Consider the following 26,312-nt stretch of genomic DNA (forward strand, 5'->3'; position numbering starts at 1 on the left):
ACGGACGCGATTCGGCATGGCTCGACCGGCGGCTCGGCGAGGTGGCCAGGCCGGTACCGATCGGTGGGACGACGGACCCGACGCGCGCGACGGCATCGCGTACGTGGCGGCGGCCGGCGTGTCGCAGGCCCTGAAGGTGGCCGCGATCGCCGAAAGCGGCGAACGCATCGGTCACTTCGAGATCCGGCGCACGGCCTGACGCGCCGGCTCGACGCCCCGGGGCCGTGTCGGCCCGACGCCCTGGGCCGTGTCGGCGTGATGCGGACACGGCTCGACGGGGGCGGGCCGTACTGGACGGCGTGCCTGAACGGGCTGCGCCTGCCTGGACGAGCAGCGCTCGGACGGGCCGCGCCTAGTGGCCGGTGGCGCCGCCGTTGTCACGGCGGTCGAGGGCGCGCTGGAGCGCGGCGGCGGCGTTCTTGCGGGCGTCGTCGGCGATGGGGCGGGCGACGGAGTGGCGGACACGACGGGCGGTCTCAGCGGCCATGGGGATCGACTCCTTGAGATCAGTGGTGATCGAAGGCGCCGGAAGGGGCGGGGAGCGCCGCCGCAGGGGTTGCCTGCACAGGGGCATCGCGCTCTCGGCCGCCATTCGCTGATGAAGCGAGACGTTCGGCTCCTACAAAGCTAGGACAGGCGGTCGCATCTGTCTCCACAATTACTCGGACTTCCTACTATCTGAGACGGTGATCGACTCACCGCGACTGCCGGGCGGCCCTCAGTTCTCGGATCAGCGCCCGCACAGCGAGGGATTTCGCCAGTTCAGGGGTGGTGACATAGCCGACGGACCGCGTCGGCCGATCCGGACCGAGATCGGTGATCTGCACCGAGGGCGGTGCTCCGATCAGGGAGAGTTCCGGCATCACGGCCATACCGAAACCACTGCTCACCATCGAGAGCACCGCTCCGTCGTCCTCGGCCTCGACGGTCGCCGCCGGCAGCCAGTCCTGCTCCGCCCACCACTCCCGGGTGTACGAGGTGCAGTTCTCCGTCCAGTCGACCAACGGAAGCGAGCGCGGCGCGGCATGACCGGCCGGGTGCACCAGCGCGTACCCCTCCTCGACCAGCACGCCCCCGACGAGCTGCGGCGGCACGGGCGATGTCGTCCCGATGGTGGCGATGCCGAGGTCGGCCCGCCCCTCCAGGACTTCACCCGCGGTCCCTGGCCCCACCTCCCGTACGATCCGCACCTCCGGGGCGATCTCCGGGTGGCGGGCGGCCAGTCGCTCCAGGGCGCGCGGCAGCAGATGCAGGGCGGCGCTACGGAACGCGGCGATCCGCAACGGCCCGGCGGCCGTACCCGTCTCGGCACCCCGCACCTCCGCCGCCATCACCTCCAGGAGCCTCAGCACCCGCCGGGCATGGCCGAGGGCCCGCTCCCCTGCGGCGGTGGGCGTGGCCCCGGCCCGCCCCCGGTCGAAGAGGACCGCGCCCAGCTTGCGCTCGCTGGTCCGCACCGAGTGGGAGACGGCGGACTGCGTCATGCCGAGGACGACGGCCGCGGCCGAGAAGCCACCCTCGCCCCCAACGGCGAGGAGGACGCGCAGTTCGTGCGGCGCGAGGTCGGTCATCAGGGCTCCCACCTCGGAGTATGAGGAACTTTCATGGATCGCTGCGATCCATCGGAGCAACCTACTGCCCCGCCGCGGAATTCCTTCCTACGGTCTCCCCCATGACGCACGAGACCATGATCACCGTCCAGCAGACCGCCCGCCCGGACGGCTTCCCCACCCCCGCCCACTTCGCCTTCGTCGAGGCCCCGGTCCCCGACCCGGAGCCCGGCACGGCGCTCGTCGAGAACCTCCTCTGGTCCGTGGACCCGTACCACCGCGAGGCGATGGACGGGGACTTCCTCTGGACCCTCGACTCCCCCATGGAGGGCCGCACCCTGGGCCGGGTCGTGGACTCCCGCACCCCCGCCCTCTCACCCGGCGACCTGGTCCAGCACCGCAAGGGCTGGCGCACCCACTCCGTCGTCGGGCCGGACGAGGTGCGCCCCGTCCCGGACTTCGAGGGCGTTCCCCTCGCCGCACACCTGAGCGTGCTCGGCGGTACGGGCCTGTCGGCCTATGTCGGCCTGACCCGGATCGCGCGGCTCCAGCCGGGCGAGGACCTGTTCGTCTCGGCCGCGGCCGGCGGAGTCGGCACGGCGGCCGGCCGCTTCGCCCGGCTCCTGGGCGCCGGACGGCTCGTCGGCAGCGCAGGGTCGGCACGGAAGGTCGCGTACCTCACCGAACGGGTCGGCTTCGACGCGGCCTTCGACTATCACGACGGTCCGGTCTCCGAACTGCTCGCGAAGGCGGCACCCGAAGGCCTGGACGCGGTGCTCGACGGGGTGGGCGGAGATCATCTGGAGGCGTCGATCGCCGCGCTGCGCGAGCACGGCCGGATCGCCTGGGTCGGGGCCGTCGCGCAGTACCACTCGCTCTCCACTCCCCCGCCCGCCCCGCGCAACCTCTTCGACCTGGTGGAGAAGAGCATCCGACTCGAAGGCTTCCTGGTCAGCAACCACGCGGACGCGCAACGGGAGTTGTACGACTTCGCCGTGCCGCATCTGCGGAGCGGGCGACTGCCGCTGGACGTGACGGTCGTGGACGGCTTCGAGCACATCGTGGACGCGTTCCTGGGGATGCTGCGCGGCGAGAACATCGGGAAGATGCTGGTGTCTCGATCCAACTAGCACCCCGATCCAGTCGGCGTCCCGATCCAGCTGGCTCTCCGATTCAACTAGCCAAGCCAGCTAGATTGCATTCCTACCTAGCTAGTGCTGGAATACAGCCATGGCCGCAGACCGCAGATCAAGTTGGCTCAAGGGCGTCCTGGACCTCCTCGTCCTCTCCTGCCTCACGGAGGGCGAGAGTTACGGGTACGAGATCTCCAAGGCGCTCGCCGAGGCGGGGCTCGGGGAGATCAAGGGCGGGACCCTCTATCCCGTACTGAACCGGCTGGAGGAAGCCGGGCTGGTGGAGGCCGAGTTCCGGGCCGCCGAGCGGGGTCCGGGGCGCCGCTACTACCGGCTCACCGAGCAGGGCCGGAGCCACCTCGCCACCGAGAGCGGGGCGTGGCTGACCTTCCACACCGCCGTACAGACCATGCTGAACACCGGGGGAACACGATGAACACCGAGCCGAGCACATACTTCGACACGCTGACCGCCGCACTGCGCGAGGCCGGCGTTCCGGCGGAGCAGATCGCCTCCACCGTCGCCGAACTGCGCGGACATCTCGCCGAGACGGACTCGTCACCGGAGGACGAGTTCGGTCCAGCCGCGGACTTCGCGGCGCGACTGGGCGGTACGGCGCCGGTGGCGGTGGAGCCCGCCGAGCAGGCCGAGACCTGGCTGTGGACGGCCGACATCTACAGCGACCGGCGGCTGCTCGCGGTCCACGGCGACCAGGGCTGGGAAGTCGAAGGACTCGACACGCTCGGCCGGTTCATGTGCCGCCGGGTGCCCGGCGCCGCCCTGCGCTGGGAGTACCGCCGCGAGCTGATCAGCGGGAAGCGGCGCGACGAGGTCCTCGACCGGCTGACGCCGGAGGGCTGGGAGATGTGCGGGGAGTGGATGATCTTCGCCTACTTCAAGCGCCCGAAGGCGGCGAGCGAAGGGCCGGCCGCGGCTCTCGACGCGCTGCCCGAGCGGCCCGGCCGGTGGCTCTTCCTCAGCCGCAAGGGCAAGGTGCTGCTGACGGTCTGGATGCTGCTGGTCATCGGCGCGGTCGGAGTGACCCTCGTCGGCGTCTTCGACATGCCGGCCTACACGACACCCTTCGTCGCGCTGTTCGGTGCGACGGGCGCGCTGATCGGCCTGAAGCGGGACGCGGCCAAGGGCTGCCAGGGCTGAGCGCTCCGAAAGCTCAGAGCACGTCGCCGTCGCGCCAGTCGAAGAGCAGCGCGGCGGCGGGGTCCGGGAGCGTTCCGCCGGCCGCCGGACGCAGATAGGTGGACCCCTCCTCGTCCGGAAGGCGGACGACCCCCTCGGGGCCGATCACTTCGATCCGCCCCTGCCACGACTGCCAGCCGCGAGCCAGATAGAGCGCGGCCCCCTCGTCCGACGCGGACAGCGCCCCGAAGGCGTACGCCCCGTCGATCACCCGCTCCAGCTCGCCCATGACGAGCCCGCCGAGCCCCTGCCGGCGCCGATCGCCGCGCACACCCACGCCTTCGACGTAACCGATGCGGTACGAACGCCCGTTGTGGAGCACGCGCCGCATGATCACGCTGCCGTGTGCGGCGATGCCGCGCGCGTCCTCGATCCAGGCGTGGATGCCACCGAGGGTGTGGTCCCAGTCCTCGTCGCCGAAGTCGCCGTCGAAGGCGGTGTCGAGCATCTCCCTGATGGAGCCGAGCCGTTCGGGCCCTAGCTCATGAGTGGCGGCGGTAGTCACGTTCACCCCTCCAGTCTCCCCCAGCATCATCACTAACCATCAAAATACAATTGACAGGTTAGACGGGAGGCTGATTCACTCTCACCGTCAACCAGTCAAAGCACATTGAGGGGTTAGAGGCGATGTCTCCAGTGCAGCCGGTCCACCACCGCACCGTCACCGTCCGCGGCCACGAGATCAACTACCGGGAGGCCGGCCCCGCGGACGCCCCGGTCCTCCTGTTGCTGCACGGCTTCCCCACCAGCTCGCACATGTTCCGCGACCTGATCCCGCTCCTCGCCGACAGCCCCCAAGCTCCCGGATCCGCCCGAGCGGGGAGGTACCCCCTCCGGCTGATCGCCCCGGACCACATCGGCTTCGGCCGTAGCGCGGCGCCATCGGCCGAGGAGTTCGACTACAGCTTCGCCGAACTGGCCGCTGTCACAGCGGAGTTCACGGAGACCCTCGGCCTGGACCGGTTCGCCCTCTACATCCAGGACTACGGCGCCCCCATCGGCCTGCGCCTGGCCCTCGCCCACCCGGAGCGGATCACCGCGATCGTCACCCAGAACGGCAACGCCTACGAGGAGGGCCTCGGGGCCGACGCCTGGGCCCCCGTCCTCGCGATGATCGCCGACCGCACGCCGGAGACCGAGGAGCCGGTGCGCGGCATCCGCTCCCTGGACGGCATCAAGTGGCAGTACGAGACGGGCGTCCCGGCCGAGTTCCGCGACCTGCTCAGCCCGGACGCCTGGCACCACGACGCCGCCCTGATGGCACGGGAGGGCCAGGACGCCATCCAGCTCGACCTGATCGGCGACTACGGCTCCAACTTCGCGCTCTACCCCGCCTTCCACGACTACTTCCGCACGACCCAGGTCCCCCTGCTCGCCGTCTGGGGCGAGGGCGACGAGGTCTTCGTCCCGAAGGGCGCCGAAGCCTTCCGCCGCGACCTCCCGAACGCGGAGATCCACCTGCTCCCGACGGGCCACTTCGCCCTGGAGACCCACGCACCGGCGATCGCCGAGCTGATCGGCGACTTCCTCGCGCGCCGCGTCCCCCTCAGGCCGTAGCCTTCTCCAGATCGCGGGCCACCCGCTCCACCCAGTCGGTGAAGATCACATGTCCGGACCGTCGCGATCACCAGGCGCGCAGGTAGACCCGGGTGCGGTCGGCGTCCAGCTTCTGGAGGTAGATCTCGATCCACTGCATGTGCGTGCGCTGTTTGTCCTTGACGCAGGGCGGACAGACGCCGGCCCAGCGCAGGCCGGTCAGCGCTTCCGGTTCGGCGGTCCCGAGGTGGGCGAAGGACGGGTCGGTCGTGGGCTGCGCGGTCTGCGCCGGCCGCACGATCAGCGGACCCTGCCCCTCGAACTGCCGCCCGAGGGCCTCGGCCTCCTTCGGCGTGGTGACGAAGGTCAGCAGCTGGACCGCGTCCTGGGGGACGAGCTTCACCGCTCCCTTCACCTCGGTGGCCCCCGCCGGCACGTCGACCCTCATGTAGGCCGCGGTCTCGGGCGCTCCGGCGCCCTTCTTCCACTCCGGCCCGCGCTGCTCGGCCGAACCGGACGAGCAGCCGGAGGCGGTGAGCAGCACGGCGGAGGCGAGGGTCGCCGCGAGGACCGTTGGCCTGGAACGGGCGGTCCACGTCATCGGTTCGCCTCCCTGGTGCGGTCCGGGTCCTTGCGGGTGCCGTCCCGGCCCGGATCGGTGTCGGGCACCGGGGTCGAGGACGGGAGGACGGTCAAGTCCTGGTGGCGTACCGAGCTGGATCCTCGCATGTCGAACTCCTGGGCGAGGCCCGTCTTGTGCAGGCGTTGCATGTCGGTGTCCGGGATGTGCACGGGGCCGAGGTTGATCCCCTTGCCGTTGTCCCAGTTGTAGCGGTCCCAGACGTTGACCTGGTAGTCGAGGGCCACCTTGGGCTTGCCGTCGTCCCCCGGGGTCACGGTCACCACGCCGGAGACGTTCTGCTGGTGTCCGTTGATGGCGTGGTACCACTCGGTGCCCTCCTGGAGCTGCTGCCCGATGGCCCGGCTCTCCACCGGGATCGCCACGGGCTTGCCGCCGGACTGCTGGTAGGCGTCGAGGGCCTGCTGCCGCCAGGCCTGCTGGTTCAGCTCCAGATGGTTGGTCCTGATGGAGTTGCCGAGCTGTGGTTCGTCGTGCAGGAAGCGGTCCACGTCCACGGTGAGCGGCTTTCCCGTGGCGCTCAGGTAGTGCGACATGTTGCGGCTGGCGCCGTTCTGGCCGAGGACGTCGCCGCCGCCCTCCAGGAGCTTCGCCTGGGCGAGGACCCAGTAGTCGCGTGCCGTGGGGTCCTCCACGTCGAACGCGCCGGCGCCCTCGTCGGGCTTGGACCACTTGTAGTGGTGGACGTCGAGGACGCCCGCCTTGCGCAGCTCGTCGCCGCGCTCCTCCAGCAGGATGGCCCGCGTCACCGGGTCGAGTCTGCTCCACCACTCCGGGACCTTCGACCGGTCCTTGGGCATGTTCTCGGCCGCGGCCGCCTCCTTGAGGGAGGCGTACGGGCGGCTGCCGTTGAAGCCGCCGAAGGTGCCGTCCTGGAAGTTCGTGTCCGTCACCGCGTCGATCAGGGCGAGCTTCACCCCGGTGTCGGCCTCGTCGAACGCGTCCACTGCCTGCTGGATCTTCCGCGTCCAGGCACGCTCCACCTCCGGGAGGTCGGGATCGTGACGGATGGCACGTGCGTCCTGGGTGTCGACCTTGGAGAAGTCGAACGAGGCGACCCCGCCCTCGCTGACCTTCATCCCCGCCGCCACAGCCTCGTCGACCGCCGTTTTCACCTTTCCCTTCAGTTCGGTGAAGAGCGTGCTCGCCTCGCGCAACAACATGGCGACCGTCCGCGCCTGGATCTGCGCGCTGTTGTACTCGTTGCGGGTGACGGCGAAGTTCGGTGCGGCCACCTGCTGGGCCTGCCCGAGCCAGATGCCGCTCGTGGTGGTCGACTGGACCTTCTTCTCGTACGTCGTCTCCAGCGTCTCGAACTTGTCCGCCATGCCGTCCCAGGCCGTGGCCGCCGTGGTCAGCTTGCCGAAGTCGGTCGTCATGACCTCGTGGTACGTGAGCACGGTCGCCCTACTCCTTCGGGCCGGGCGCCAGCGGCTGGAAGCCGTCGCGGTTTCTCAACTCCTGCGCCTGGAAGGAGAATCCGGACCCGCCGAGCGCGCCCTTCTCGCCGCCGAGCCGTCCGAGCAGCATCTTCACCTGGCCGGTCCAGGTCTCCTCGACGGTCTTCAGCGCGGAGGCCGTCTGCCACCCCGCGAACTCCGTCTTCGCCGCGGTCGTGGACGCGTCGGCGTGATCCCCCGCGGTCCTCGTCTCCGGCTCCAGGATGTCATGGATGGCCTTGGCCGCCGCCTTCTTCTCGGCCGGCGCGGTCTTCAGGTCCGGCTGCGACGTTCCCCCGCCGCCACCCCCGCCCCCGTCGAGCTGGTTGAGCCGCATCGTGGTCGTCTCGGTCTTGATCTGCGACCACTCGTCGTCGAACGCCATATCCACCCCCGTTGAGATCGGCGTCAATCGACGTCACCCTACACAGCACCTCCGACAGCCCGTTCGAGGAAGTCGCCGGTCAGCTCGGCGATCGCCGAGCTGACCGGCGACTTCCTCGAACGGCGCGTCCCCCTCAGGCCGTAGCCTTCTCCAGATCACGGGCCACCCGCTCCACCCAGTCGGTGAAGACCTCGCGATCGTGGGCCTCGCCCCCGAGCAGGGCCGCGACCTGCGCGTCCGTGATCCGATCAGGTCCCTGCACGGTCAGCAGCCGGTGCAGCTCCTTCATCAGGGACATCATCCGCAGCGCATCGAGGTGCTCGATCGCGTCGACCCCGTGCCCGGGGCCGATGGTCGTCGAACCAGGCATGTCGTACCTCCTCACCAAGCCCCCTCCAAGCAGCGTATGCCCACACCATGAGAACCGCCCCCGTCCTCGGTTGGGGGACCCAGGAGGGGGGCGGTGTCAGGGGGCCTCGGTGAGGCGGGGGCGTCAGCCCATGTGGGGGTAGCCGTACTCGGTCGGCGGGACCAGGGTCTCCTTGATCGCGCGGGTCAGCGTCCAGCGCATCAGGTTCTGCGGCGCGCCGGCCTTGTCGTTCGTGCCGGACGCGCGGCCGCCACCGAAGGGCTGCTGGCCGACGACGGCGCCGGTCGACTTGTCGTTGATGTAGAAGTTGCCCGCGGCGAAGCGGAGCTTCTCCATCGTGTACGCCGTGGCGGCGCGGTCGCCGGAGATGACCGAGCCGGTGAGCGCGTAGTCCGAGACCGACTCCATCTGGGTCAGCATCTCGTCGTACTTGTCGTCCTCGTAGACGTGGATCGCGAGGATCGGGCCGAAGTACTCGGTCGTGAAGACCTCGTTCGCCGGGTCGGAGCACTCGATGACGGTCGGACGGACGAAGTAGCCCTCCGAGTCGTCGTAGGTGCCGCCGGCCACGATCGTGCAGGTCTCGTCGGCCTTCGCGCGGTCGATCGCGGCCTTGTTCTTGGCGAACGAACGCTCGTCGATCACGGCGCCGATGAAGTTCGTCAGATCGGTGACGTCACCCATCTTGATGCCGTCGACCTCGGCCGCGAACTCCTCCCTGAAGCCCGAGTTCCAGATGGAGGCCGGGACGTACGCACGCGAGGACGCGGAGCACTTCTGGCCCTGGAACTCGAAGGAGCCACGGGTCAGCGCGGTCTTCAGGATCGCGCGGTCGGCGCTCGGGTGGGCGACGACGAAGTCCTTGCCACCGGTCTCGCCGACGATCCGCGGGTAGGAGCGGTACGCCTCGATGTTGTTGCCGACCGTCTTCCACAGGTGCTGGAAGGTCTTGGTCGAGCCGGTGAAGTGGATGCCGGCCAGGTCGGGGTGGTTCAGCGCCACCTCGGAGACGGCGATGCCGTCGCCCGTCACCAGGTTGATGACGCCCTTGGGCAGACCGGCCTCCTCCAGGAGCTCCATGAGGAGCACGGCGGAGTGGGTCTGGGTCGGGGACGGCTTCCAGATCACCACGTTGCCCATGAGGGCGGGGGCGGTGGGCAGGTTGCCCGCGATGGCCGTGAAGTTGAACGGCGTGATCGCGTAGACGAAGCCCTCGAGCGGGCGGTGGTCCAGACGGTTCCACACACCCGGGGAGTTCGCCGGCGGCTGCTCGGCCAGGATCTGGCGGGCGTAGGCCACGTTGAAGCGCCAGAAGTCGACGAGCTCGCAGGGGGTGTCGATCTCGGCCTGCTGGGCGGTCTTCGACTGGCCGAGCATGGTGGAGGCGGCCAGCGTCTCGCGCCACGGACCGGACAGCAGCTCGGCGGCGCGCAGGATGATCGCGGCGCGGTCGTCGAAGGACATCGCGCGCCAGGCCGGGGCGGCGGCCAGGGCGGCGTCGATGGCGTCCTGGGCGTCCTGCTGGGTGGCGCCGGCGAAGGTGCCGATGACGGCCTTGTGGTTGTGCGGCTGCACGACGTCGACGCGCTCGCCGCCGCCCATGCGCTTGACACCGTTGATCGTCATCGGGAGGTCGCGCGGGTTCTCGGCCAGCTCCTTGAGCTTGGCCTCGAGGCGGGCGCGCTCGGCGGAACCGGGGGCGTAGCTGTGCACCGGCTCGTTGACCGGAGCGGGGACCTGGGTTACAGCGTCCATGAGTCTCGTAACTCCTTTTGAGGGGTGGGCTCAGCCCTTGGTGAGGATGGAGCGGGCGAAGAAGAGCAGGTTGGCCGGCTTCTCCGCGAGGCGGCGCATGAAGTAGCCGTACCAGTCGGTGCCGTAGGCCGTGTAGACGCGCATCCGGTGACCCTCGGCGGCGAGACGGTTCTGCTCCTCGCTGCGGATGCCGTAGAGCATCTGGAACTCGTACTCGTCCAGCTTGCGCCCGGCACGGCGGGCGAGCTCCTGGCCGATGGAGATCAGGCGCGGGTCGTGGGAGCCGATCATCGGGTAGCCCTCGCCCTCCATCAGGATCTTCATGATCCGGACGTAGGCCTTGTCGATCTCGGGCTTGTCCTGGACGGCGACGGAGGCGGGCTCCTTGTAGGCGCCCTTCACGATCCGGACGCGGGAGCCGTTGGCGGCGAGGCGGCGGGCGTCCTCCTCGGTGCGGAAGAGGTACGCCTGGATGACGCAGCCGGTCTGCGGGAAGTCCTTCCGCAGCTCCTCGTGGATGGCGAACATCGAGTCGAGGGTGGTGTGGTCCTCGGCGTCCAGGGTGACCGTGGTGCCGATCTCGGCGGCGGCGGCGACGACGGGGCGGACGTTGGCGAGAGCGAGCTCGTGGCCGCCCTCCAGCGCTTGCCCGAACATCGAGAGCTTCACGGACATCTCTGCGCGCTCGCCGAGACCCAGCTCCTTGAGGCGGCCGATCAGCTCCAGGTAGGCGTCGCGGGCGGCATAGGACTGCTCGACGGTGGTGATGTCCTCACCGACGACGTCGAGGGTGACCTCCAGGCCGCGGCCGGTGATGTCCTCGACGATCGGGATGACGTGCTCGACCGTCTCGCCCGCGATGAACCGGTCGACGACCTGCTTGGTCCCGGGGGCGGCCGACACGAAACGGCGCATCTTGTCGCTGCGCGACGCGGCGAGGATCACGGGACCCAGCACGGGGACCTCCAGAGGGGCAGGGTGACGAAGGGTGCCTACCCGATCTTTGGTAAGGAATCGGGAACAGCACGGAGAACCACCGTGAAACCTAAGGATCGCTCCGATCGTCTGCCATCGACAGCTGTCACGCATCCGTGGGCGGCATCTCATACATATGTCTGAGAGGGTGCGAGAATGGCGCCGTGAAGGGCGACTACCAAGAACTGGTCGACGAGATCTCGGCGCTGCTCGACGCCCCGGCGACCCTGGAGAACCGCGATTTCGGGCTGATCGCCTTCGGGGCCCACGACAGCGACGACGACAGTGCCATGGACCCGGTCCGCACCCGCTCGATCCTGACGAGAAAGTCGACGCCCGCCGTGCGCGCCTGGTTCGAGGGCTTCGGCATCACCCGGGCGACGGGCCCGGTCCGCATCCCGGCCGCACCGGACGCCGGAGTGTTCCGGGACCGGATCTGCCTTCCCGTACGGCATCGGGGCGTCGTCCTCGGGTACGTCTGGCTGCTGGACGCCGAGCCGCATCCCACGCCCGCCCAGCTCACGGCGGCCATGGAGGTCGCGGCCCGGATCGGCGGCCTTCTCGCGGACGAGGAGCGGGCGGGCTCGGACCTCTCCCGGGAGCTGAGGGCCGCCCTGACCGCCGAGCGGGGCTGGCAGTACGACATGGCGCTCGCCGCGCTGCGTACGGCCCTGGGCCCTGACGCCGAGGGGTTGCACGCGATGGTGGCCGTGACCCCGTGGCCGGGCGAGGACAGCCCTTCGGCCCGTACGGTCCCGGCCGCGGCGGCGCTCTGCACGGTGCCGTGGCACGCCCCTGCGTCGGCGGCCGGGACGGCGGTCGGGAGCGGGGAGGGCGCGGACGGGCGGGCGCTCGCGGTGCTGGTGCGCCTGCGGGCGGCGGACAATCTCGCGCCGGCCGCGGCGGCGGCCGGGCGGCTGCGGGACGCTGCGGCCGGGGCGGGTCCCGGGCGACTGCGGGACGCCGCGGGCGGGACGGCCGGGGCGGGTTCCGGCCCGGCGGCCGGTACGAAGGCCAGGACGAAGGCCGGCGCGGCGACCGGCGCGGCGACGGCCGTCTCAGGGGCCGGCGCCGTGGCCGTCGCGGGGATCGCGCTCCCGCGTCGCGGTCTCGCCGACCTGGACACCGCCTGGCATGAGGCCGCGGCGGCCGCACGGGCGGCCGTCGCCCAACCGGGGCTCGGCCCGCTCGCCGAGTGGTCGGCCATCGGCCCGTACCGTCTGCTCACCGCTCTCCCCCGGACCGCCCCCGACCCGGCGGTGCAGGCCCTGCTCTCCCCCACCCATGCCGAACTGGCCCGCACCGCCGAGGTGTTCCTCGACAACGCGGGCCAGGCAGGGCGCACCGCGGCTGCCCTGGGCATCCATCGCCAGACCCTCTACTACCGACTGTCGCGGGTCGAGCAGCTGACGGGGCTGGACCTGGACGCGGGTGAGGACCGGCTGCTGCTCCACATGGCGCTCAAGGCGGCGAAGTTGTAGTCACCCTGACGGCTGTCCCACCCCCGGGATTCCTCAGGGGTCTGTGCGAATGTTCTCGGGGGCGTCCCCGATATCCCCCGGCCACCCGGGCCCCTACCGTCGTGGGTAGGTGAGGGAGGGCCGCATGAAGGCAATCGTTCAGGACCGGTACGGATCGGCGGACGTGCTGGAGTTCAAGGACATCGAGACGCCGGTGCCGGGCGACCGCGAGGTGCTCGTACGGGTCCACGCGGCGTCGGTCAACGCGCGCGACTGGCATCTCATGAGGGGCGATCCGTATCTGGCGCGTCTGGTGCTCGGAGTCCGCAGACCGAAGGCCAAGATCCTGGGTACGGACTTCGCGGGCCGGGTGGAGGCGGTGGGGTCGGGGGTGACGCGACTGCGCCCCGGTGACGAGGTGTTCGGCGAGGCCGAAGGGGCGTTCGCGGAGTACATGTGCGCGTCCGACGACGTCGTGGAGCGAAGACCGGCGAACCTGTCGTTCGAGCAGGCGGCTGCGATTCCGCTGGCCGGTACCACCGCTCTCATGGGGCTGCGCGATCTGGGGGGCGTGCGGCAGGGGCAGAAGGTGCTGATCAACGGTGCGTCAGGAGGTGTGGGGACGTTCGCCGTCCAGATCGCGAAGGCCTCCGGCGCCGCCGTCACCGGTGTGTGCAGTACGCGGAACGTGGAGCTGGTCCGCTCGCTCGGGGCGGACCGTGTCGTCGACTACACCCAGGAGGACTTCGCCACGGGCGCGGAGCGCTACGACCTGTTGTTCGACCTGGTGGGCAATCGATCGCTGGCCGAGTGCCGACGCGCCCTGACCCCCACCGGGACGCTCGTCCTGTCCGGCGGCGGAGTCTTCGAAGGGGGCAGCGTGGTCGGACCGATGGGGCTTCTCCTCAAGGGACAGCTGCTGTCCCGCTTCGTACGCCAACGGCTGCTCGTGCTCTCGGCCTCCCCCGGCAGGGAGAAGCTCGCGGCCCTGCGGGATCTGGCCGAGAACGGGAGCATCACACCGGTGATCGACCGGACCTATCCGCTGCACGAGGTGCCGGAGGCCATCCGCTACGTGGAGATCGAGCACGCCCGCGCGAAGGTCGTCGTCAGTTCCCCTCCGCCATCAGGACCTTGAGCCCTTCGGTCAGGTCGTCGGCGGTCGGCGCCGTCTCGGGATCCACCATCCACTGGATCATCACGCCGGTCACCAGCGCCTGACAGAGCAGCCCCGCCACCCGGGCCTTCTCCGGGTCGGCCTCCGCGTCGATGCCGAGGAAGCCCTCGGCCATGCCGAGACGGCCCTCCCGCTGGGGCTCCTTGATGGCCTCGCGGAGCTTCTCGTCGTCGTCGAGGCGGGTGACGATCTCCGTCTGGAGCTTCCAGACCGGTCGGCTGGCGTCCGCCGCGGCGATGACCTGCTCCCAGAGGTCGTGGAAGCGCTGGTACGGGTCGGCCGGCAGCACCTTCTTCTCCTCGCCGCTCCCGGCCGGGCCGACCTGGTTGCCCCACTCCTCCGTCAGCGTCAGGAAGGCCTGCTGGAGCAGGGCCTCCTTGGAGCCGTAGTGGTAGCCGATGGAGGCCAGATTGGTGCCCGAGGCGGCGACGATGTCGCGGGCCGTGGTGCGGGCGTAGCCCTTCTCCAGGAGGCAGCGCTTGGCGCCTTCGAGCAGGTCTTCCTTGTGTCCCATGACAGCACTGTACCCGGCGCCTAGACGGTCGTGTAAGACGATCGTCTAGCACACCGGGTACGGGTACCTGGTGCGGACCGGGCCGGGGCCCGGACCTGCCTGAGATCAGACCAGATTGACCGAGCGGGCCGAGGCCGCGCCGATCTCCTCCGAGATCTCGGCGAGCACTGCGGCGGGCACCGTGTCGTCCACGGTGAGCACGACGAGCGCCTCGCCGCCCTCCTCCGAGCGCGCCACCTGCATACCGGCGATGTTCAGACCGGCCTCGCCGAGGATCCGGCCGACCGTGCCGACGACACCGGGGCGGTCCTCGTAGCGGAGCACCACCATGTGGTCGGCGAGCGCGACGTCCACGTCGTAGTCGCCGACGGCGACGATCTTCTGGAGGTGCTTGGGGCCGGCCAGCGTGCCGGAGACCGCGACCTCCTCGCCGCTCGAGAGCGTGCCGCGCACGGTGACCACGTTGCGGTGGTCCGGGGACTCGCTGGAGGTCGTCAGACGGACCTCGACACCGCGCTCCTGCGCGAACAGCGGAGCGTTGACGTACGACACGGTCTCGTCGACCACGTCCTCGAACACGCCCTTGAGCGCGGAGAGTTCGAGCACCTTGACATCGTGCTGGGTGATCTCGCCGTACACCTCGACGTCGAGACGCGCCGCGACCTCGCCCGCAAGCGCGGTGAAGATGCGGCCGAGCTTCTCGGCGAGCGGCAGACCCGGCTTGACGTCCTCGGCGATGACACCGCCCTGGACGTTGACCGCGTCCGGCACGAGCTCACCGGCGAGCGCGAGCCGCACCGAGCGGGCGACCGCGATTCCGGCCTTCTCCTGGGCCTCGTCCGTGGACGCGCCGAGGTGCGGGGTGCAGACGACCTGGTCGAGCTCGAAGAGCGGGGAGTCCGTGCAGGGCTCCTTCGCGTACACGTCGAGACCGGCGCCGGCGACCCGGCCCTCCTTGAGGGCGGAGAACAGCGCCGCCTCGTCGACGATCCCGCCGCGCGCTGCGTTGACGATCCGGACGCTGGGCTTGACCTTGTGCAGCGCCTCGTCGCCGATGAGACCGAGGGTCTCCGGGGTCTTCGGCAGGTGGACGGTGATGAAGTCGGCGACCTCCAGGAGCTCGTCCAGGGCCAGCAGCTTCACCCCCATCTGGGCGGCGCGGGCCGGCTGCACGTAGGGGTCGTACGCAACGATCTTCATGCCGAAGGCGGACATGCGCTGGGCGACCAGAACGCCGATGCGGCCGAGGCCGACAACGCCGAGGGTCTTCTCGCTGAGCTCGACGCCCGTGTACTTGGAGCGCTTCCACTCGCCGTTCTTCAGCGCGGTGTTGGCCTGCGGGATGTTGCGCGCGGTGGCGACGAGCAGGCCGCAGGCGAGCTCGGCGGCGGTGACGATGTTGGAGGTCGGGGCGTTCACGACCATGACGCCGGCCTTGGTGGCGGCGGAGACATCGACGTTGTCCAGGCCGACACCGGCGCGGGCCACGACCCGGAGCTTGTTGGCGGCGGCGATGGCCTCCGCGTCGACCTTGGTCGCGGAGCGGACGAGGATCGCGTCCACATCGGCGATGGCGGGCAGAAGTTCGGCGCGGTCGGCACCGTTGCAGTGCCGGATCTCGAAGTCCGGGCCCAGTGCGTCGACGGTGGCGGGCGACAGCTCTTCAGCGATGAGTACGACGGGTTTCGAGCTCACGTGAGTCCTCACAGATCCAGTGCGGACGGCCGTCCCGACGGCCGCAGGCGGTGGAGGGGGCTTGCCGCGTGAAAGCGCACGACGCTGTGGGCCTGAACGCGAATGTTGTTGAGCAGTGTAGTGGTGCGTCGGCGCCGTTCATGCGCCTCGTTGGAAGGATCACTCGTCCGTGGTTGGACGGCCTGTCCAACGATGTGGCACGGGGCCGGACAGTGTGTCCGACCCCGTGCCGAAGGCTTACGCCTCCTCGTCGTTCACCCAGCTCATGAGCTTGCGCAGCTCCTTGCCGGTGGTCTCCAGGAGGTGCTGCTCGTCCTGGGTCTTGTACTCGTTGTACTTCTTCAGGCCACCGTGGTACTCGTCCATCCAGTTCTTGGCGAAGGTGCCGTCCTGGATGTCGGTGAGGACCTTCTTCATCTCGGCCTTGGTAGCGTCGGTGATGATCCGCGGGCCGGTGATGTAGTCGCCCCACTCGGCGGTCTCGGAGACCGACCAGCGCATCTTCTCCAGGCCGCCCTCGTACATGAGGTCGACGATGAGCTTCAGCTCGTGCAGGCACTCGAAGTAGGCGATCTCCGGCTGGTAGCCGGCCTCGACCAGGGTCTCGAAGCCCGCCTTCACCAGCGCGGAGGCACCACCGCAGAGGACGGCCTGCTCACCGAACAGGTCGGTCTCGGTCTCCTCGGTGAAGGTCGTCTTGATGACGCCGGCGCGGGTGCCGCCGATGGCCTTGGCATAGGAGAGCGCCAGGGCGAAGGCGTTGCCGGTCGCGTCCTGCTCGACGGCGGCGATCGCGGGGACGCCGCGACCCTCCTCGTACTGGCGGCGGACCAGGTGGCCCGGGCCCTTCGGGGCGACGAGCGCGACGTCGACGCCGGCCGGGGGCTTGATGAAGCCGAAGCGCACGTTGAAGCCGTGGGCGAAGAACAGCGCGTCGCCGTCCTTCAGGTTCGGGGCGATGGACGCCTCGTAGACCTGGGCCTGGATCGGGTCCGGGATCAGGATCATGATGACGTCGGCCTCGGCGGCGGCCTCGGCCGGCGTCACCACGCGCAGGCCCTGCTCCTCGGCCTTGGCCTTGGACTTGGAGCCCTCGTGCAGACCGACGCGGACGTCGACACCCGAGTCACGGAGCGACAGCGCGTGGGCGTGGCCCTGGCTGCCGTAACCGATCACCGCGACCTTGCGGCCCTGGATGATGGACAGGTCGGCGTCGTCGTCGTAGAACAGCTCGGCCACTGGGAATCTCCTTGATGTGCTGGTGTTGCGTCCCACCGTACGGCGGGGAGCGGGAGGGAAGTCTTCGGGTCTCGCCAGGCGGACCGCCGGATGGACCGGCGGTCCGTTCCTGTTGACGCCCGGAAGGGTCAGGCGCTGCGGTCGAGGGCCCGCAGGGAGCGGTCCGTGATGGACCGGGCACCACGCCCTATGGCGATCGTGCCGGACTGCACGAGCTCCTTGATGCCGAACTGCTCCAGCATCTTGAGCATCGCGTCGAGCTTGTCACTCGAACCGGTGGCCTCGATGGTGACCGCCTCGGGCGAGACGTCCACGGTCTTGGCACGGAACAGCTGGACGATCTCGACGATCTGGGAGCGGGTCTCGTTGTCGGCGCGGACCTTCACCAGGACGAGCTCGCGCTGGATCGCAGCGGAGGGCTCGAGTTCGACGATCTTCAGGACGTTGACCAGCTTGTTGAGCTGCTTGGTCACCTGCTCCAGCGGCAGGTCCTCGACATTGACCACGATGGTGATGCGGGAGATGTCGGGGTGTTCGGTGACACCGACGGCGAGCGAGTCGATGTTGAAGCCGCGGCGGGAGAACAGGGCGGCGATCCGGGCCAGGATGCCGGGGGTGTTCTCCACCAGGACGGAGAGCGTGTGCCTAGTCATGTGCGTCGTTCCTCTTCCTACGGCTCTCGGTCTCAGTCGTCTTCGTTGTCGCCGAAGTCGGGGCGGACGCCCCGGGCGGCCATGACCTCGTCGTTGGAGGTGCCGGCGGCGACCATGGGCCAGACCTGGGCGTCCTCGTGGACGATGAAGTCGATCACGACCGGGCGGTCGTTGATGGCGTTGGCCTCGGCGATGACCTTGTCCAGGTCGGCCGGGTCCTCGCAGCGCAGCGCGACACAGCCCATGGCCTCGGACAGCTTGACGAAGTCCGGGATGCGGGTGCCCTTGCGGGGCGCCGTGCTCGCGCCGACCTGGGAGCCGGCGGCCTCGTGACCGGTGTCGTCGGCGTGCAGGACGGTGCTGGAGTAGCGCTGGTTGTAGAAGAGGGTCTGCCACTGGCGGACCATCCCGAGGGCGCCGTTGTTGATGATGGCGACCTTGATCGGGATGTTGTTGAGCGCGCAGGTGACCAGCTCCTGGTTGGTCATCTGGAAGCAGCCGTCGCCGTCGATCGCCCAGACCGGGCGGTCCGGCATACCGGCCTTGGCACCCATGGCGGCCGGGACCGCGTAGCCCATCGTTCCGGCGCCGCCGGAGTTGAGCCAGGTGGCAGGCTTCTCGTAGTCGATGAAGTGCGCGGCCCACATCTGGTGCTGGCCGACGCCGGCCGCGTAGATGGTGTCGGCGGGGGCGAGCTGGCCGATGCGCTGGATGACCTGCTGCGGCGAGAGGCTGCCGTCCTCCGGCAGGTCGTAGCCGAGCGGGTAGGTCTCGCGCCAGCGGTTCAGGTCGCTCCACCATGCGGTGTAGTCGCCCCTGTTGCCCTCGCTGTGCTCGGCCTGGACGGCCTGGACCAGGTCGGCGATGACCTCGCGGGCGTCACCGACGATCGGGACGTCGGCGGCGCGGTTCTTGCCGATCTCGGCCGGGTCGATGTCGGCGTGGACGATCTTGGCGAAGGGCGCGAAGCTGTCCAGCTTGCCGGTGACGCGGTCGTCGAAGCGGGCTCCGAGGGCGACGATCAGGTCGGCCTTCTGCAGCGCGGTGACGGCGGTGACCGCACCGTGCATGCCCGGCATTCCCACGTGCAGCGGGTGGCTGTCGGGGAACGCGCCCAGCGCCATCAGGGTGGTGGTGACGGGGGCGCCGGTGAGCTCGGCGAGGACCTTCAGCTCTCCGGTGGCGCCGGCCTTCAGGACGCCGCCACCGACGTACAGGACGGGGCGCTTGGCCGCGGCGATCAGCTTGGCGGCCTCGCGGATCTGCTTGGCGTGCGGCTTGGTCACCGGGCGGTAGCCGGGCAGGTCGGTCTGCGGCGGCCAGCTGAAGGTGGTCTTCGCCTGCAGGGCGTCCTTGGCGATGTCGACCAGGACCGGGCCGGGACGGCCGGTGGAGGCGATGTGGAACGCCTCGGCGATCGTCCGCGGGATGTCCTCGGCCTTGGTGACCAGGAAGTTGTGCTTGGTGATCGGCATCGTGATGCCGCAGATGTCCGCCTCCTGGAAGGCGTCCGTGCCGATCGCCTTGGAGGCGACCTGGCCGGTGATCGCGACGAGCGGGACGGAGTCCATGTGGGCGTCGGCGATCGGGGTCACCAGGTTGGTGGCGCCGGGGCCGGAGGTCGCCATACAGACGCCGACCTTGCCGGTGGCCTGGGCGTAGCCGGTGGCGGCGTGGCCCGCTCCCTGCTCGTGGCGGACCAGGATGTGGCGGACCTTCTTGGAGTCCATCATCGGGTCGTACGCGGGGAGGATGGCGCCGCCCGGAATACCGAAGACGGTGTCGGCCCCCACTTCCTCGAGAGAACGGATGAGGGACTGCGCACCCGTGACGTGCTCGACGGTGGTGGCGGACTGTCCGCCGCTACGGGCCCGCGGCTGCGGATGGTGCCCGGAGGCCTGCTCGGTCATCAGCATTCTCTTCTCGAAGCAGAGGGTTTTTGCGAGGGTTTGGGGGGAGCCGGTGCAACAAAAAACCCCTCGTGCCGGGAGGCAAGCGAGGGGAGCGCGTCGGTAGCGTTCAAGCCGGGCCTTCTATGGCCCTGCTTCAGCCGACGCGCTTTCCAAGTACGAGAATTCGGGTGCGCATGGCACTGACCCTCTCCCCGACGCACCATCAGTGTCAAGGGGGTGGGACGGGCGTCTCACTATTTGAGCGGAACGGGGGACGGTTTCCGGCTGGAATCGCCACGCCTCCGGGGACGGGGTACTCGTCCCGCACGAGCGCACGGCGCAGCCGGTACTCGTCCAGCGGACCCGAGAAGGCCATGCCCTGTCCGTGCGTGCAGCCCATGGCGCGCAGGGCGATCACCTGCTCGGGGACGTCCACACCGTCGGCGACGGACTGCAGCCCGAGGTCGCGGGCGATGCGAAGCAGCCCGCTGGTGATCTTGCGCAGCCGGGCCGACTCGACCACACCCTCGACCAGACCTCTGTCCAGTTTCAGTACGTCGACAGGGAGGCGCCGCAGCGCGTTGATGGCCGCGTGGCCGCTGCCGAAGCCGTCCAGGGCAATCCGTACACCGAGGCGGCGCAGGGCGACCAGGCGCTGCTCCAGGTCGTCGAGGGAGACCCGGGGGTCGCTGTCGGCGAGTTCGATCATCAGGGAGCCCGACGGGAGCCCGTGTCGGGTCAGCAGCGCCTCGACGGTGGCCAGCGGCAGCGAGCGGTCCAGGAGCCTGCGGGCGGAGAGCCGCACGGAGACCGGCGCCTGATGGCCGAGTCCGGCCCGTTCGGCGGCCTGCTCGACGGCCTGCTCCAGGAGCCAGCGGCCGAGCTCGGAGACGCGCTCTCTGTCGTCGGCGACGCGCAGGAACTCGGCGGGGGTGAAGAGGATGCCCTGGGCGGAGCGCCAGCGGGCCTGGGCCGCGACGGCGGTGATACGGCCGCTGGTGAGGTCCACGACGGGCTGGTGGAGCAGGGCGAACTCGCCGTCGTCGAGAGCGGTGCGCAGCCTGGTGGCCAGCTCCGTCCTGCGGACGACCTCGGCCTGCATCTGCGGGGCGTACATCTCGACGCGGTCCTTGCCGGCGGCCTTGGCCCGGTACATGGCCAGGTCGGCGTTGCGGAGCAGGTCCCCGGCGCTGATGCCGGGCTCGGCGAAGGCGACGCCGATGGAGGCGGCGACCCGCACCTCGTCCCCGCCGTCGAGGCGGTACGGCTGGGAGAGCGTGAGGCGGAGCCGGTCGGCGATCTCGTGGACCTGGTACTCACGTGCCGACGTGTCCCGCGAGCCGTCGCCGAGGATGAGCGCGGCGAACTCGTCGCCGCCGAGACGGGCGGCGGTGTCCCCGGCCCGTACGGAGTCCTGGAGGCGGCGGGCGGCCTGGACGAGGAGCTCGTCGCCCGCCTGGTGGCCGAGCCGGTCGTTGACGCCCTTGAAGCCGTCGAGGTCGATGAAGAGCACGGCGGTGCCGGGGTCGGAGGAGCGTCGGCCGGTGAGGGCCTTGCGGACGCGCTGGGTGAACAGCGCCCGGTTGGGCAGGTCGGTGAGCGGGTCGTGCTCGGCGTTGTGCTGCAACTGCGCCTGGAGTCTGACCCGTTCGGTGACGTCGCGGCTGTTGAAGATGAGCCCGCCCTGGTGGCGGTTGACGGTGGACTCGACATTGAGCCAGTCGCCGCGGCCCGAGCGGAAGCGGCACTCGATCCGGGTCGTCGGCTCCTCCGAGGGAGAAGCGGCGAGGAACCGGCGCACCTCGTGGACCACGCCGCCGAGATCCTCCGGATGGATGAGGGAGGCCAGTTCGGAGCCGATCAGATCCTCGGCCTCACGCCCGTAGACCCCGGAAGCGGCGGGGCTCACGTACCGGAGTATGCCGGTGGGTGCGGCGATCATGATGACGTCGCTGGAGCCCTGCACCAGGGACCTGAAGTGGTTCTCCTTCTGGGCCAGTTCATGGGTGAGGGCGATGTTGTCGAGGAGCATGATGCCCTGCCGGACGACCAGGGCGAGGACGACCGTACAGCCGGTGAAGACGACCACGCGGTCCACTCTGCGTCCCTCGACGACGTTGTACAGGATGCCGAGCGTGCAGACCGCCGCGGCGAGATAGGGGGTGAGGGCGGCCAGCGAACCGGCCACGGGGCGGCTCGGGAGGCGCTGGCCGCGCGGGGAGGAGGTGCTCTCGACGCCCCGGCGCACCCCCCAGGGGGCGTACGCCAGGAGCAGCGATCCGGCGAACCAGCCGGCGTCGAGCAGCTGCCCGGAGGTGTAGTTCTCGCGCAGCAACGGGGAGGTGAAGAGTGCGTCGCACAGCACCGTGAGGGCGAGGGCGGCGATGGCCGTGTTCGTCGCCGAGCGGTTCACGTTGGAGCGGCGGAAGTGCAGGGCCAGGACCATGCTGACGAGAACGATGTCGAGCAGCGGGTACGCGAGCGAGAGGGCGGCCTCGGCGACGCTCTCGCCCTGGAAGTGCGCGGTGTGCGCGAGGGCGAGGCTCCACGAAAGGGTGAGCAGCGAGCCGCCGATGAGCCAGGCGTCGAGCCCGAGGCAGACCCAGCCGGCCCGGGTGACGGGCTTCTTGGCGAGGACGAGCAGGCCGACGATGGCGGGCGGGGCGAAGAGCAGGAAGAACAGGTCGGCGACGGAGGGGCTGGGCACCTCCCGGTCGAGCACGACTTCGTACCACCCCCAGACTGCGTTCCCGGCGGCGGCCATCGTGGAGGAGAAGGCGAACAGCATCCAGGCGGGGCGGAAACGGCTCTCGCGGAGGCGGGCGTAGAGGAAGCAGGAGACGCCTGCGGCGAGGGCGGCCGCGCTCAGGCCGAAGTCGCCCATGATGAGCGACAGTTGTTCGGATCCCCAGCCGAGAGCGGCCCCTGTCGCGTAGCCCGCGCAGATCAGCCCGAGGACCACCTGGGTGAGGACGCCGCCGGTGTCGGTCGGTGTCGGGTCCGGGCCCCGGGTGCCGCTCGCTCCGCCTCCCGCCTTCTTCGTCGGAGTGCCGCTCACGGCCGCGGACGCGGCGCCGCCCGTCGCCGTGCCGCCCTGGGCCGTGCCCGCGGCGACCGGGTTGCGGCCGATGAGTGCTCCGGGGGCGGTCACCGGGGCTCCCCTGCGCACGCCGCTGTCTTCGGGCGCCTCCTGTGCCGGAACGGGGCGCGCGAGGGTCGTCGACGGCGGCCCCGCCGCGTCGGATCGTCGGTCCATCGGCCGTACTTCACCCGTCGCCCCCCTCGGATTCTGTTGACCCGTCACTTCGCTCCCCAGCGCCAGCTCGTACTCGACGCAGCCCCCCGCTCCGGGACGATACACCAGGACCGTCACTCAGGGACAGGGGTGCTGTACTCTCAGTGACGGCCCTGGGGCTCACGGCGGGCGCCCCGAGGGGGCGCGCGCCGTGGGCCGGCGACTCAGGTGGTCAGGACCACATTGGCCAGCCGATCCCCCGCCGCGAACCGGGTCAGCTGGCCGGCGATCAGCCGCTTGGCACGGGGCATGAACGCCGAAGTGGAACCGCCGACATGGGGACTCACCAGGACACCGGGAGCGTGCCACAACGGGTGGCCGGGCGGCAGCGGTTCGGGGTCGGTGACATCGAGCGCGGCGGTGATCCGGCCGCTCTCGACCTCCTTGAGCAACGCGGCGGTGTCCACCACGGGGCCCCTGGCGACGTTGACCAGAAGCGCCCCGTCCCGCATCCGCGCGAGGAACCCCGCGCCGGCGAGATGCCTGGTCTCGGGCGTGAGAGGGGTGGACAGCACCACGACATCCGCCTGCGGCAGCAGGTCGGCCAGAGCGGACATCGGCTGGACCGGACCGCGCTCCGTGGTGCGTGCGGAGCGCGCGACGCGCGCCACCCGCGCGCACTCGAACGGAACGAGCCGGTCCTCGATGGCGGCACCGATCGACCCGTACCCCACGATCAGTACGGACTTGTCGGCCAGCGCCGGATAGAAGCCGCCCCGCCATTCCTCCGCGTCCTGGCCGCGCACGAAGCCGGGAATCCCGCGCAGAGAGGCGAGGATCAGAGCGAGCGTCAGCTCGGCGGTGCTGGCCTCGTGCACGCCTTTGGCGTTGCAGAGTTCGACCCCTGGGCGCAGCGCGCCGAGCCCGGGGGTCACATGGTCCGTGCCGGCCGACAGCGTCTGTACGGCACGCACCGAGGTCATCGCGGCGAGCGGCCGGACGGCGATCTCCGTGCCCTTCATGTACGGGACCACGTAGAAGGCGCAGCGCGCCGGATCGGCCGGGAAGTCGGGACCGCCGTCCCAGAAGCGGTAGTTCAGCCCCGACGCGCCCGGATCGGGAAGCCCTTCGATCTCGTCCGCGGGAATCGGAAGCCACACGTCAGCGGTCGTGTCATCGAGTGTCATGACCGGGAGGCTATGCGAAGAAACCCGCTCACCATTGGTTACTTTGGGGGGCGGCACAGGGAGGGGTACCGGCAGGTGGAGCGCAGGACTATCGGGGCGGCGGCGCTCGACGTGGGGGCGGTCGGCCTGGGCTGCATGCCGATGAACTGGGCCTACAACGCCTCGCAGCAGCGTGGTGACCGCTCGCTGCGGACGGTGCACGCGGCGCTGGACGCCGGGGTGAGTCTGCTCGACACCGCGGACATGTACGGGCCGTTCACCAACGAGCTGTTGGTGGGGCGGGCTCTGAAGGAACGCCGGGCGGAGGCGTTCGTGTCGACCAAGTGCGGTCTCCTCGTGGGCGATCAGCATGTGGTGGCCAACGGCCGGCCGGGATACGTACGGCGGGCCTGCGACGCCTCGCTGCGCCGGCTGCAGACGGATGTGATCGATCTCTATCAGCTGCACCGGGCCGATCCCGAGGTGCCGGTCGAGGAGACCTGGGGCGCGATGGCCGAGCTGGTGTCCGCGGGCAAGGTGCGGGCGCTCGGGTTCTGCGCGGTGGGGGCCCGTGCGGCCCGGCGCGGCGGGCCGGCGCATCTGCACGAGGGAACGATTCGGCAGCTGGAGCGGGTCCAGCAGGTCTTCCCGGTGAGCGCGGTGGAGGCCGAGCTGTCGGTGTGGTCGCCCGAGGCGCTGGAGCGGCTGCTGCCGTGGTGCGAGGCACGGGGTGTGGGGTTCCTGGCCGCGATGCCGCTGGGGAACGGTTTCCTCACCGGGACGCTGACGCCGGGCGGCGGCTTCGAGCCGGACGACCCGCGGGCCCGGCACCCCCGCTTCACGGCCGAGATGATGGCTGCCAACCAGCCGCTGGTGGCCGGTCTGCGGCGGGTGGCGGCGCGGCACGGCGCGAAGGTCACTCCGGCCCAGGTGGCGCTGGCGTGGACGCTGGCGCAGGGGCCGCACGTGGTGCCGATCCCGGGGGCGAAGCGGGAGGTCTGGGCGGTGGAGAACGCGCGGGCGGCGGAGCTGGTGCTGACGGCCGCGGATCTGGCGGAGATCGCGCGGCTGCCCGCGCCGCGGGGATCGTGGGACTGAGCGCGGGAACCTGATCGGCCCGAGCGGTGTATCAAGGGTAGTGAGCGCCGTTCGAAGGGATCGGGACCGTGGGCCGAACTTTTGTGGGAGCTGTGTGTGCCGCCGCCGTGCTGGGGCTCGTGACGGGGTGCTCGTCGGGCGAGGGTGGGAGCGGGCCCGCGTCCTCGCCCACGTCCGCGCCCCCGTCCGCGTCGCAGTCGGGGACGGGGACGGGAGGGGCGCCGGCCGAAGTGCGGGTCGCCGGGACGCTGACCGAGGATCTGGAGTCGCCGTGGGGGGTGGCCGCGCTGCCCGGCGGGGATCTTCTCGTCGCCTCGCGCGACGAGCGGACGATCACCCGTGTCGACGCGAAGACGGGGACGAAGACGCTGGTCGGAGAGGTGCCGGGGGTGGTTCCCGGCGGTGAGGGCGGGCTGATGGGCCTCGCCGTGCGGGACGGCCTGGTGTACGCGTACTTCACTGCCGAGTCGGACAACCGCATCGTCCGGATGCCGTACGGAGGCGGGCGCACGGACCGGCTGGGCGCGCCCGAGGTGGTCCTGTCGGGCATCCCGAAGGGGACGGTGCACAACGGCGGGCGGATCGCGTTCGGCCCGGACGGGATGCTGTTCGCGGGGACGGGCGAGCGGGGCGAGACGGGCCTCTCGCAGAACCTGGAGTCGCTGGGCGGCAAGATCCTGCGGATGACACCGGAGGGGAAGCCGGCGCCCGGCAATCCGTTCCCCGGCTCGTTGGTGTATTCGTACGGTCACCGCAATGTGCAGGGCCTGGCCTGGGACACGGACGGACGGCTGTGGGCGGCCGAGTTCGGCCAGAACACCTGGGACGAGCTCAATCTGATCCAGCCCGGCAAGAACTACGGGTGGCCGACGGTGGAGGGCTCGTCGGACGTGTCCGGCTTCGTGAACCCGGTGGCCCAGTGGAAGACGGACGAGGCCTCGCCGAGCGGTATCGCCTACGCCGAGGGCGCGATCTGGATGGCCGGGCTCAGAGGCGAGCGACTGTGGCGGATTCCTCTCTCGGGGGCGGAACGCGCGGGGGAACCCGAGGCGTTCCTCGTGGAGGAGTTCGGCCGCCTGCGTACGGTCCTGGCGGCGGGTGACGGCCGGCTCTGGCTGACGACGAGCGAGACCGACTCCCGGGGCACCCCCGGGGCCGGCGACGACAAGATCCTCCGGCTGGAGGTGAGATAGGGGCGACACG

At 70.4% G+C, this 26,312-nt stretch carries 25 protein-coding genes; 9 read left to right on the plus strand and 16 right to left on the minus strand.

What is annotated here, in order from left to right; genetic code table 11:
• Nucleotides 1-16 precede the first annotated feature (16 nt).
• Nucleotides 17-199, plus strand: coding sequence for a hypothetical protein (locus ACZ561_RS26975; protein WP_470999597.1), 183 nt, complete (start codon nucleotides 17-19; stop codon nucleotides 197-199).
• Nucleotides 200-352: 153 nt separating this feature from the next.
• Here ACZ561_RS26975 and ACZ561_RS26980 read toward each other — a convergent pair whose 3' ends face one another.
• Nucleotides 353-487: a hypothetical protein gene (locus ACZ561_RS26980; RefSeq protein WP_383553750.1), complete on the minus strand. Its 135-nt coding sequence runs from the start codon at nucleotides 485-487 to the stop codon at nucleotides 353-355.
• A gap of 208 nt (nucleotides 488-695) precedes the next feature.
• Nucleotides 696-1,571 carry a LysR family transcriptional regulator gene (locus ACZ561_RS26985; RefSeq protein ID WP_470999600.1) on the minus strand — a complete coding sequence of 292 codons (876 nt, stop codon included), beginning with the start codon at nucleotides 1,569-1,571 and terminating at the stop codon, nucleotides 696-698.
• A gap of 101 nt (nucleotides 1,572-1,672) precedes the next feature.
• Here ACZ561_RS26985 and ACZ561_RS26990 point away from each other — a divergent pair, with 101 nt between their 5' ends.
• From ACZ561_RS26990 to ACZ561_RS27000, 3 genes are all read left to right on the plus strand, one after another.
• On the plus strand, nucleotides 1,673-2,680 hold the full coding sequence (locus ACZ561_RS26990) for a zinc-binding dehydrogenase (RefSeq protein WP_470999602.1): 1,008 nt from the start codon (nucleotides 1,673-1,675) through the stop codon (nucleotides 2,678-2,680).
• A 100-nt stretch (nucleotides 2,681-2,780) separates the two neighbouring features.
• Nucleotides 2,781-3,119: a PadR family transcriptional regulator gene (locus ACZ561_RS26995; protein WP_470999604.1), complete on the plus strand. Its 339-nt coding sequence runs from the start codon at nucleotides 2,781-2,783 to the stop codon at nucleotides 3,117-3,119.
• Nucleotides 3,116-3,841, plus strand: a complete 726-nt coding sequence (locus tag ACZ561_RS27000; RefSeq protein WP_470999606.1) for a hypothetical protein — start codon at nucleotides 3,116-3,118, stop codon at nucleotides 3,839-3,841. The genes ACZ561_RS26995 and ACZ561_RS27000 overlap by 4 nt, the downstream gene beginning before the upstream one ends.
• Before the next feature lie 13 nt (nucleotides 3,842-3,854).
• Here the strand turns inward: ACZ561_RS27000 and ACZ561_RS27005 are convergent, their stop codons facing one another.
• Entirely contained in the window at nucleotides 3,855-4,412 is a 558-nt protein-coding gene (locus tag ACZ561_RS27005) for a GNAT family N-acetyltransferase (RefSeq protein WP_470999817.1), read from the minus strand.
• Between the two features lie 95 nt (nucleotides 4,413-4,507).
• Here ACZ561_RS27005 and ACZ561_RS27010 point away from each other — a divergent pair, with 95 nt between their 5' ends.
• A complete protein-coding gene (locus tag ACZ561_RS27010; protein WP_470999608.1) occupies nucleotides 4,508-5,437 on the plus strand; it encodes an alpha/beta fold hydrolase in 930 nt (309 codons plus the stop codon).
• Between the two features lie 67 nt (nucleotides 5,438-5,504).
• Here ACZ561_RS27010 and ACZ561_RS27015 read toward each other — a convergent pair whose 3' ends face one another.
• The 6 genes from ACZ561_RS27015 to ACZ561_RS27040 all read right to left on the minus strand — a co-directional run bounded on the left by ACZ561_RS27015 (nucleotide 5,505) and on the right by ACZ561_RS27040 (nucleotide 10,962).
• Nucleotides 5,505-6,017: a hypothetical protein gene (locus ACZ561_RS27015; RefSeq protein ID WP_470999610.1), complete on the minus strand. Its 513-nt coding sequence runs from the start codon at nucleotides 6,015-6,017 to the stop codon at nucleotides 5,505-5,507.
• Entirely contained in the window at nucleotides 6,014-7,456 is a 1,443-nt protein-coding gene (locus ACZ561_RS27020; RefSeq protein WP_470999612.1) for a hypothetical protein, read from the minus strand. Before ACZ561_RS27020 ends, ACZ561_RS27015 begins: the two co-directional genes overlap by 4 nt.
• A 7-nt stretch (nucleotides 7,457-7,463) precedes the next feature.
• Nucleotides 7,464-7,880 (minus strand): hypothetical protein, encoded by a 417-nt coding sequence (locus ACZ561_RS27025; protein ID WP_470999614.1) that lies wholly within the window; start codon nucleotides 7,878-7,880, stop codon nucleotides 7,464-7,466.
• A 133-nt stretch (nucleotides 7,881-8,013) separates the two neighbouring features.
• Nucleotides 8,014-8,250, minus strand: a complete 237-nt coding sequence (locus ACZ561_RS27030) for a hypothetical protein (protein WP_470999616.1) — start codon at nucleotides 8,248-8,250, stop codon at nucleotides 8,014-8,016.
• A 123-nt stretch (nucleotides 8,251-8,373) separates the two neighbouring features.
• The gene (gene pruA / locus ACZ561_RS27035; protein ID WP_470999618.1) at nucleotides 8,374-10,005 is read right to left on the minus strand and encodes an L-glutamate gamma-semialdehyde dehydrogenase; all 1,632 of its coding nucleotides are present in this window, start codon (nucleotides 10,003-10,005) and stop codon (nucleotides 8,374-8,376) included.
• Between the two features lie 30 nt (nucleotides 10,006-10,035).
• On the minus strand, nucleotides 10,036-10,962 hold the full coding sequence (locus ACZ561_RS27040) for a proline dehydrogenase family protein (RefSeq protein WP_470999620.1): 927 nt from the start codon (nucleotides 10,960-10,962) through the stop codon (nucleotides 10,036-10,038).
• A 182-nt stretch (nucleotides 10,963-11,144) separates the two neighbouring features.
• On the opposite strand from ACZ561_RS27040, the gene ACZ561_RS27045 reads away from it, so the two are divergent.
• A complete protein-coding gene (locus tag ACZ561_RS27045; RefSeq protein ID WP_470999622.1) occupies nucleotides 11,145-12,461 on the plus strand; it encodes a PucR family transcriptional regulator in 1,317 nt (438 codons plus the stop codon).
• Between the two features lie 124 nt (nucleotides 12,462-12,585).
• The gene (locus tag ACZ561_RS27050; protein ID WP_470999624.1) at nucleotides 12,586-13,578 is read left to right on the plus strand and encodes an NAD(P)-dependent alcohol dehydrogenase; all 993 of its coding nucleotides are present in this window, start codon (nucleotides 12,586-12,588) and stop codon (nucleotides 13,576-13,578) included.
• Here ACZ561_RS27050 and ACZ561_RS27055 read toward each other — a convergent pair.
• The 7 genes from ACZ561_RS27055 to ACZ561_RS27085 all read right to left on the minus strand — a co-directional run bounded on the left by ACZ561_RS27055 (nucleotide 13,550) and on the right by ACZ561_RS27085 (nucleotide 24,032).
• The gene (locus ACZ561_RS27055) at nucleotides 13,550-14,131 is read right to left on the minus strand and encodes a TetR/AcrR family transcriptional regulator (protein WP_470999626.1); all 582 of its coding nucleotides are present in this window, start codon (nucleotides 14,129-14,131) and stop codon (nucleotides 13,550-13,552) included. The genes ACZ561_RS27050 and ACZ561_RS27055 overlap by 29 nt on opposite strands.
• A gap of 105 nt (nucleotides 14,132-14,236) precedes the next feature.
• A complete protein-coding gene (gene serA, locus ACZ561_RS27060; protein ID WP_383553709.1) occupies nucleotides 14,237-15,826 on the minus strand; it encodes a phosphoglycerate dehydrogenase in 1,590 nt (529 codons plus the stop codon).
• 237 nt (nucleotides 15,827-16,063) lie between these two features.
• Complete coding sequence (gene ilvC / locus ACZ561_RS27065; protein ID WP_329115580.1) at nucleotides 16,064-17,065, minus strand: ketol-acid reductoisomerase; 1,002 nt, start codon at nucleotides 17,063-17,065, stop codon at nucleotides 16,064-16,066.
• Between the two features lie 128 nt (nucleotides 17,066-17,193).
• Nucleotides 17,194-17,718, minus strand: coding sequence for an acetolactate synthase small subunit (gene ilvN, locus ACZ561_RS27070; RefSeq protein ID WP_215065241.1), 525 nt, complete (start codon nucleotides 17,716-17,718; stop codon nucleotides 17,194-17,196).
• Nucleotides 17,719-17,750: 32 nt separating this feature from the next.
• Nucleotides 17,751-19,634, minus strand: a complete 1,884-nt coding sequence (locus ACZ561_RS27075; RefSeq protein ID WP_470999629.1) for an acetolactate synthase large subunit — start codon at nucleotides 19,632-19,634, stop codon at nucleotides 17,751-17,753.
• Between the two features lie 205 nt (nucleotides 19,635-19,839).
• A complete protein-coding gene (locus ACZ561_RS27080; protein ID WP_470999631.1) occupies nucleotides 19,840-22,866 on the minus strand; it encodes a putative bifunctional diguanylate cyclase/phosphodiesterase in 3,027 nt (1,008 codons plus the stop codon).
• Nucleotides 22,867-23,069: 203 nt separating this feature from the next.
• Nucleotides 23,070-24,032, minus strand: a complete 963-nt coding sequence (locus tag ACZ561_RS27085) for a 2-hydroxyacid dehydrogenase (RefSeq protein WP_470999633.1) — start codon at nucleotides 24,030-24,032, stop codon at nucleotides 23,070-23,072.
• A gap of 75 nt (nucleotides 24,033-24,107) precedes the next feature.
• Between ACZ561_RS27085 and ACZ561_RS27090 the strand changes: the two genes are divergently transcribed.
• Both ACZ561_RS27090 and ACZ561_RS27095 read left to right on the plus strand, forming a co-directional pair.
• Entirely contained in the window at nucleotides 24,108-25,109 is a 1,002-nt protein-coding gene (locus ACZ561_RS27090; protein WP_470999635.1) for an aldo/keto reductase, read from the plus strand.
• A gap of 83 nt (nucleotides 25,110-25,192) precedes the next feature.
• A complete protein-coding gene (locus ACZ561_RS27095; RefSeq protein WP_470999819.1) occupies nucleotides 25,193-26,302 on the plus strand; it encodes a PQQ-dependent sugar dehydrogenase in 1,110 nt (369 codons plus the stop codon).
• The last annotated feature ends 10 nt before the right edge of the window (nucleotides 26,303-26,312 follow it).

Source organism: Streptomyces sp. NPDC039609 (genome assembly GCF_055596705.1).

Coding starts and splice junctions, on each gene's coding strand:
- ACZ561_RS27000 (WP_470999606.1), top strand. CDS start 3,116: ATGAACACCGAGCCGAGCACATACTTCGACACGCTGACCGCCGCACTG.
- ACZ561_RS26995 (WP_470999604.1), top strand. CDS start 2,781: ATGGCCGCAGACCGCAGATCAAGTTGGCTCAAGGGCGTCCTGGACCTC.
- pruA (WP_470999618.1), bottom strand. CDS start 10,005: ATGGACGCTGTAACCCAGGTCCCCGCTCCGGTCAACGAGCCGGTGCAC.
- ACZ561_RS27080 (WP_470999631.1), bottom strand. CDS start 22,866: ATGGACCGACGATCCGACGCGGCGGGGCCGCCGTCGACGACCCTCGCG.
- ACZ561_RS26985 (WP_470999600.1), bottom strand. CDS start 1,571: ATGACCGACCTCGCGCCGCACGAACTGCGCGTCCTCCTCGCCGTTGGG.
- ACZ561_RS27025 (WP_470999614.1), bottom strand. CDS start 7,880: ATGGCGTTCGACGACGAGTGGTCGCAGATCAAGACCGAGACGACCACG.
- ACZ561_RS27030 (WP_470999616.1), bottom strand. CDS start 8,250: ATGCCTGGTTCGACGACCATCGGCCCCGGGCACGGGGTCGACGCGATC.
- ACZ561_RS26980 (WP_383553750.1), bottom strand. CDS start 487: ATGGCCGCTGAGACCGCCCGTCGTGTCCGCCACTCCGTCGCCCGCCCC.
- ACZ561_RS27010 (WP_470999608.1), top strand. CDS start 4,508: ATGTCTCCAGTGCAGCCGGTCCACCACCGCACCGTCACCGTCCGCGGC.
- ACZ561_RS27055 (WP_470999626.1), bottom strand. CDS start 14,131: ATGGGACACAAGGAAGACCTGCTCGAAGGCGCCAAGCGCTGCCTCCTG.
- ilvN (WP_215065241.1), bottom strand. CDS start 17,718: ATGACTAGGCACACGCTCTCCGTCCTGGTGGAGAACACCCCCGGCATC.
- ACZ561_RS27005 (WP_470999817.1), bottom strand. CDS start 4,412: ATGCTGGGGGAGACTGGAGGGGTGAACGTGACTACCGCCGCCACTCAT.
- ACZ561_RS27085 (WP_470999633.1), bottom strand. CDS start 24,032: ATGACACTCGATGACACGACCGCTGACGTGTGGCTTCCGATTCCCGCG.
- ACZ561_RS27050 (WP_470999624.1), top strand. CDS start 12,586: ATGAAGGCAATCGTTCAGGACCGGTACGGATCGGCGGACGTGCTGGAG.
- ACZ561_RS27015 (WP_470999610.1), bottom strand. CDS start 6,017: ATGACGTGGACCGCCCGTTCCAGGCCAACGGTCCTCGCGGCGACCCTC.
- ACZ561_RS27075 (WP_470999629.1), bottom strand. CDS start 19,634: ATGCTGATGACCGAGCAGGCCTCCGGGCACCATCCGCAGCCGCGGGCC.
- ACZ561_RS26990 (WP_470999602.1), top strand. CDS start 1,673: ATGACGCACGAGACCATGATCACCGTCCAGCAGACCGCCCGCCCGGAC.
- ACZ561_RS26975 (WP_470999597.1), top strand. CDS start 17: ATGGCTCGACCGGCGGCTCGGCGAGGTGGCCAGGCCGGTACCGATCGG.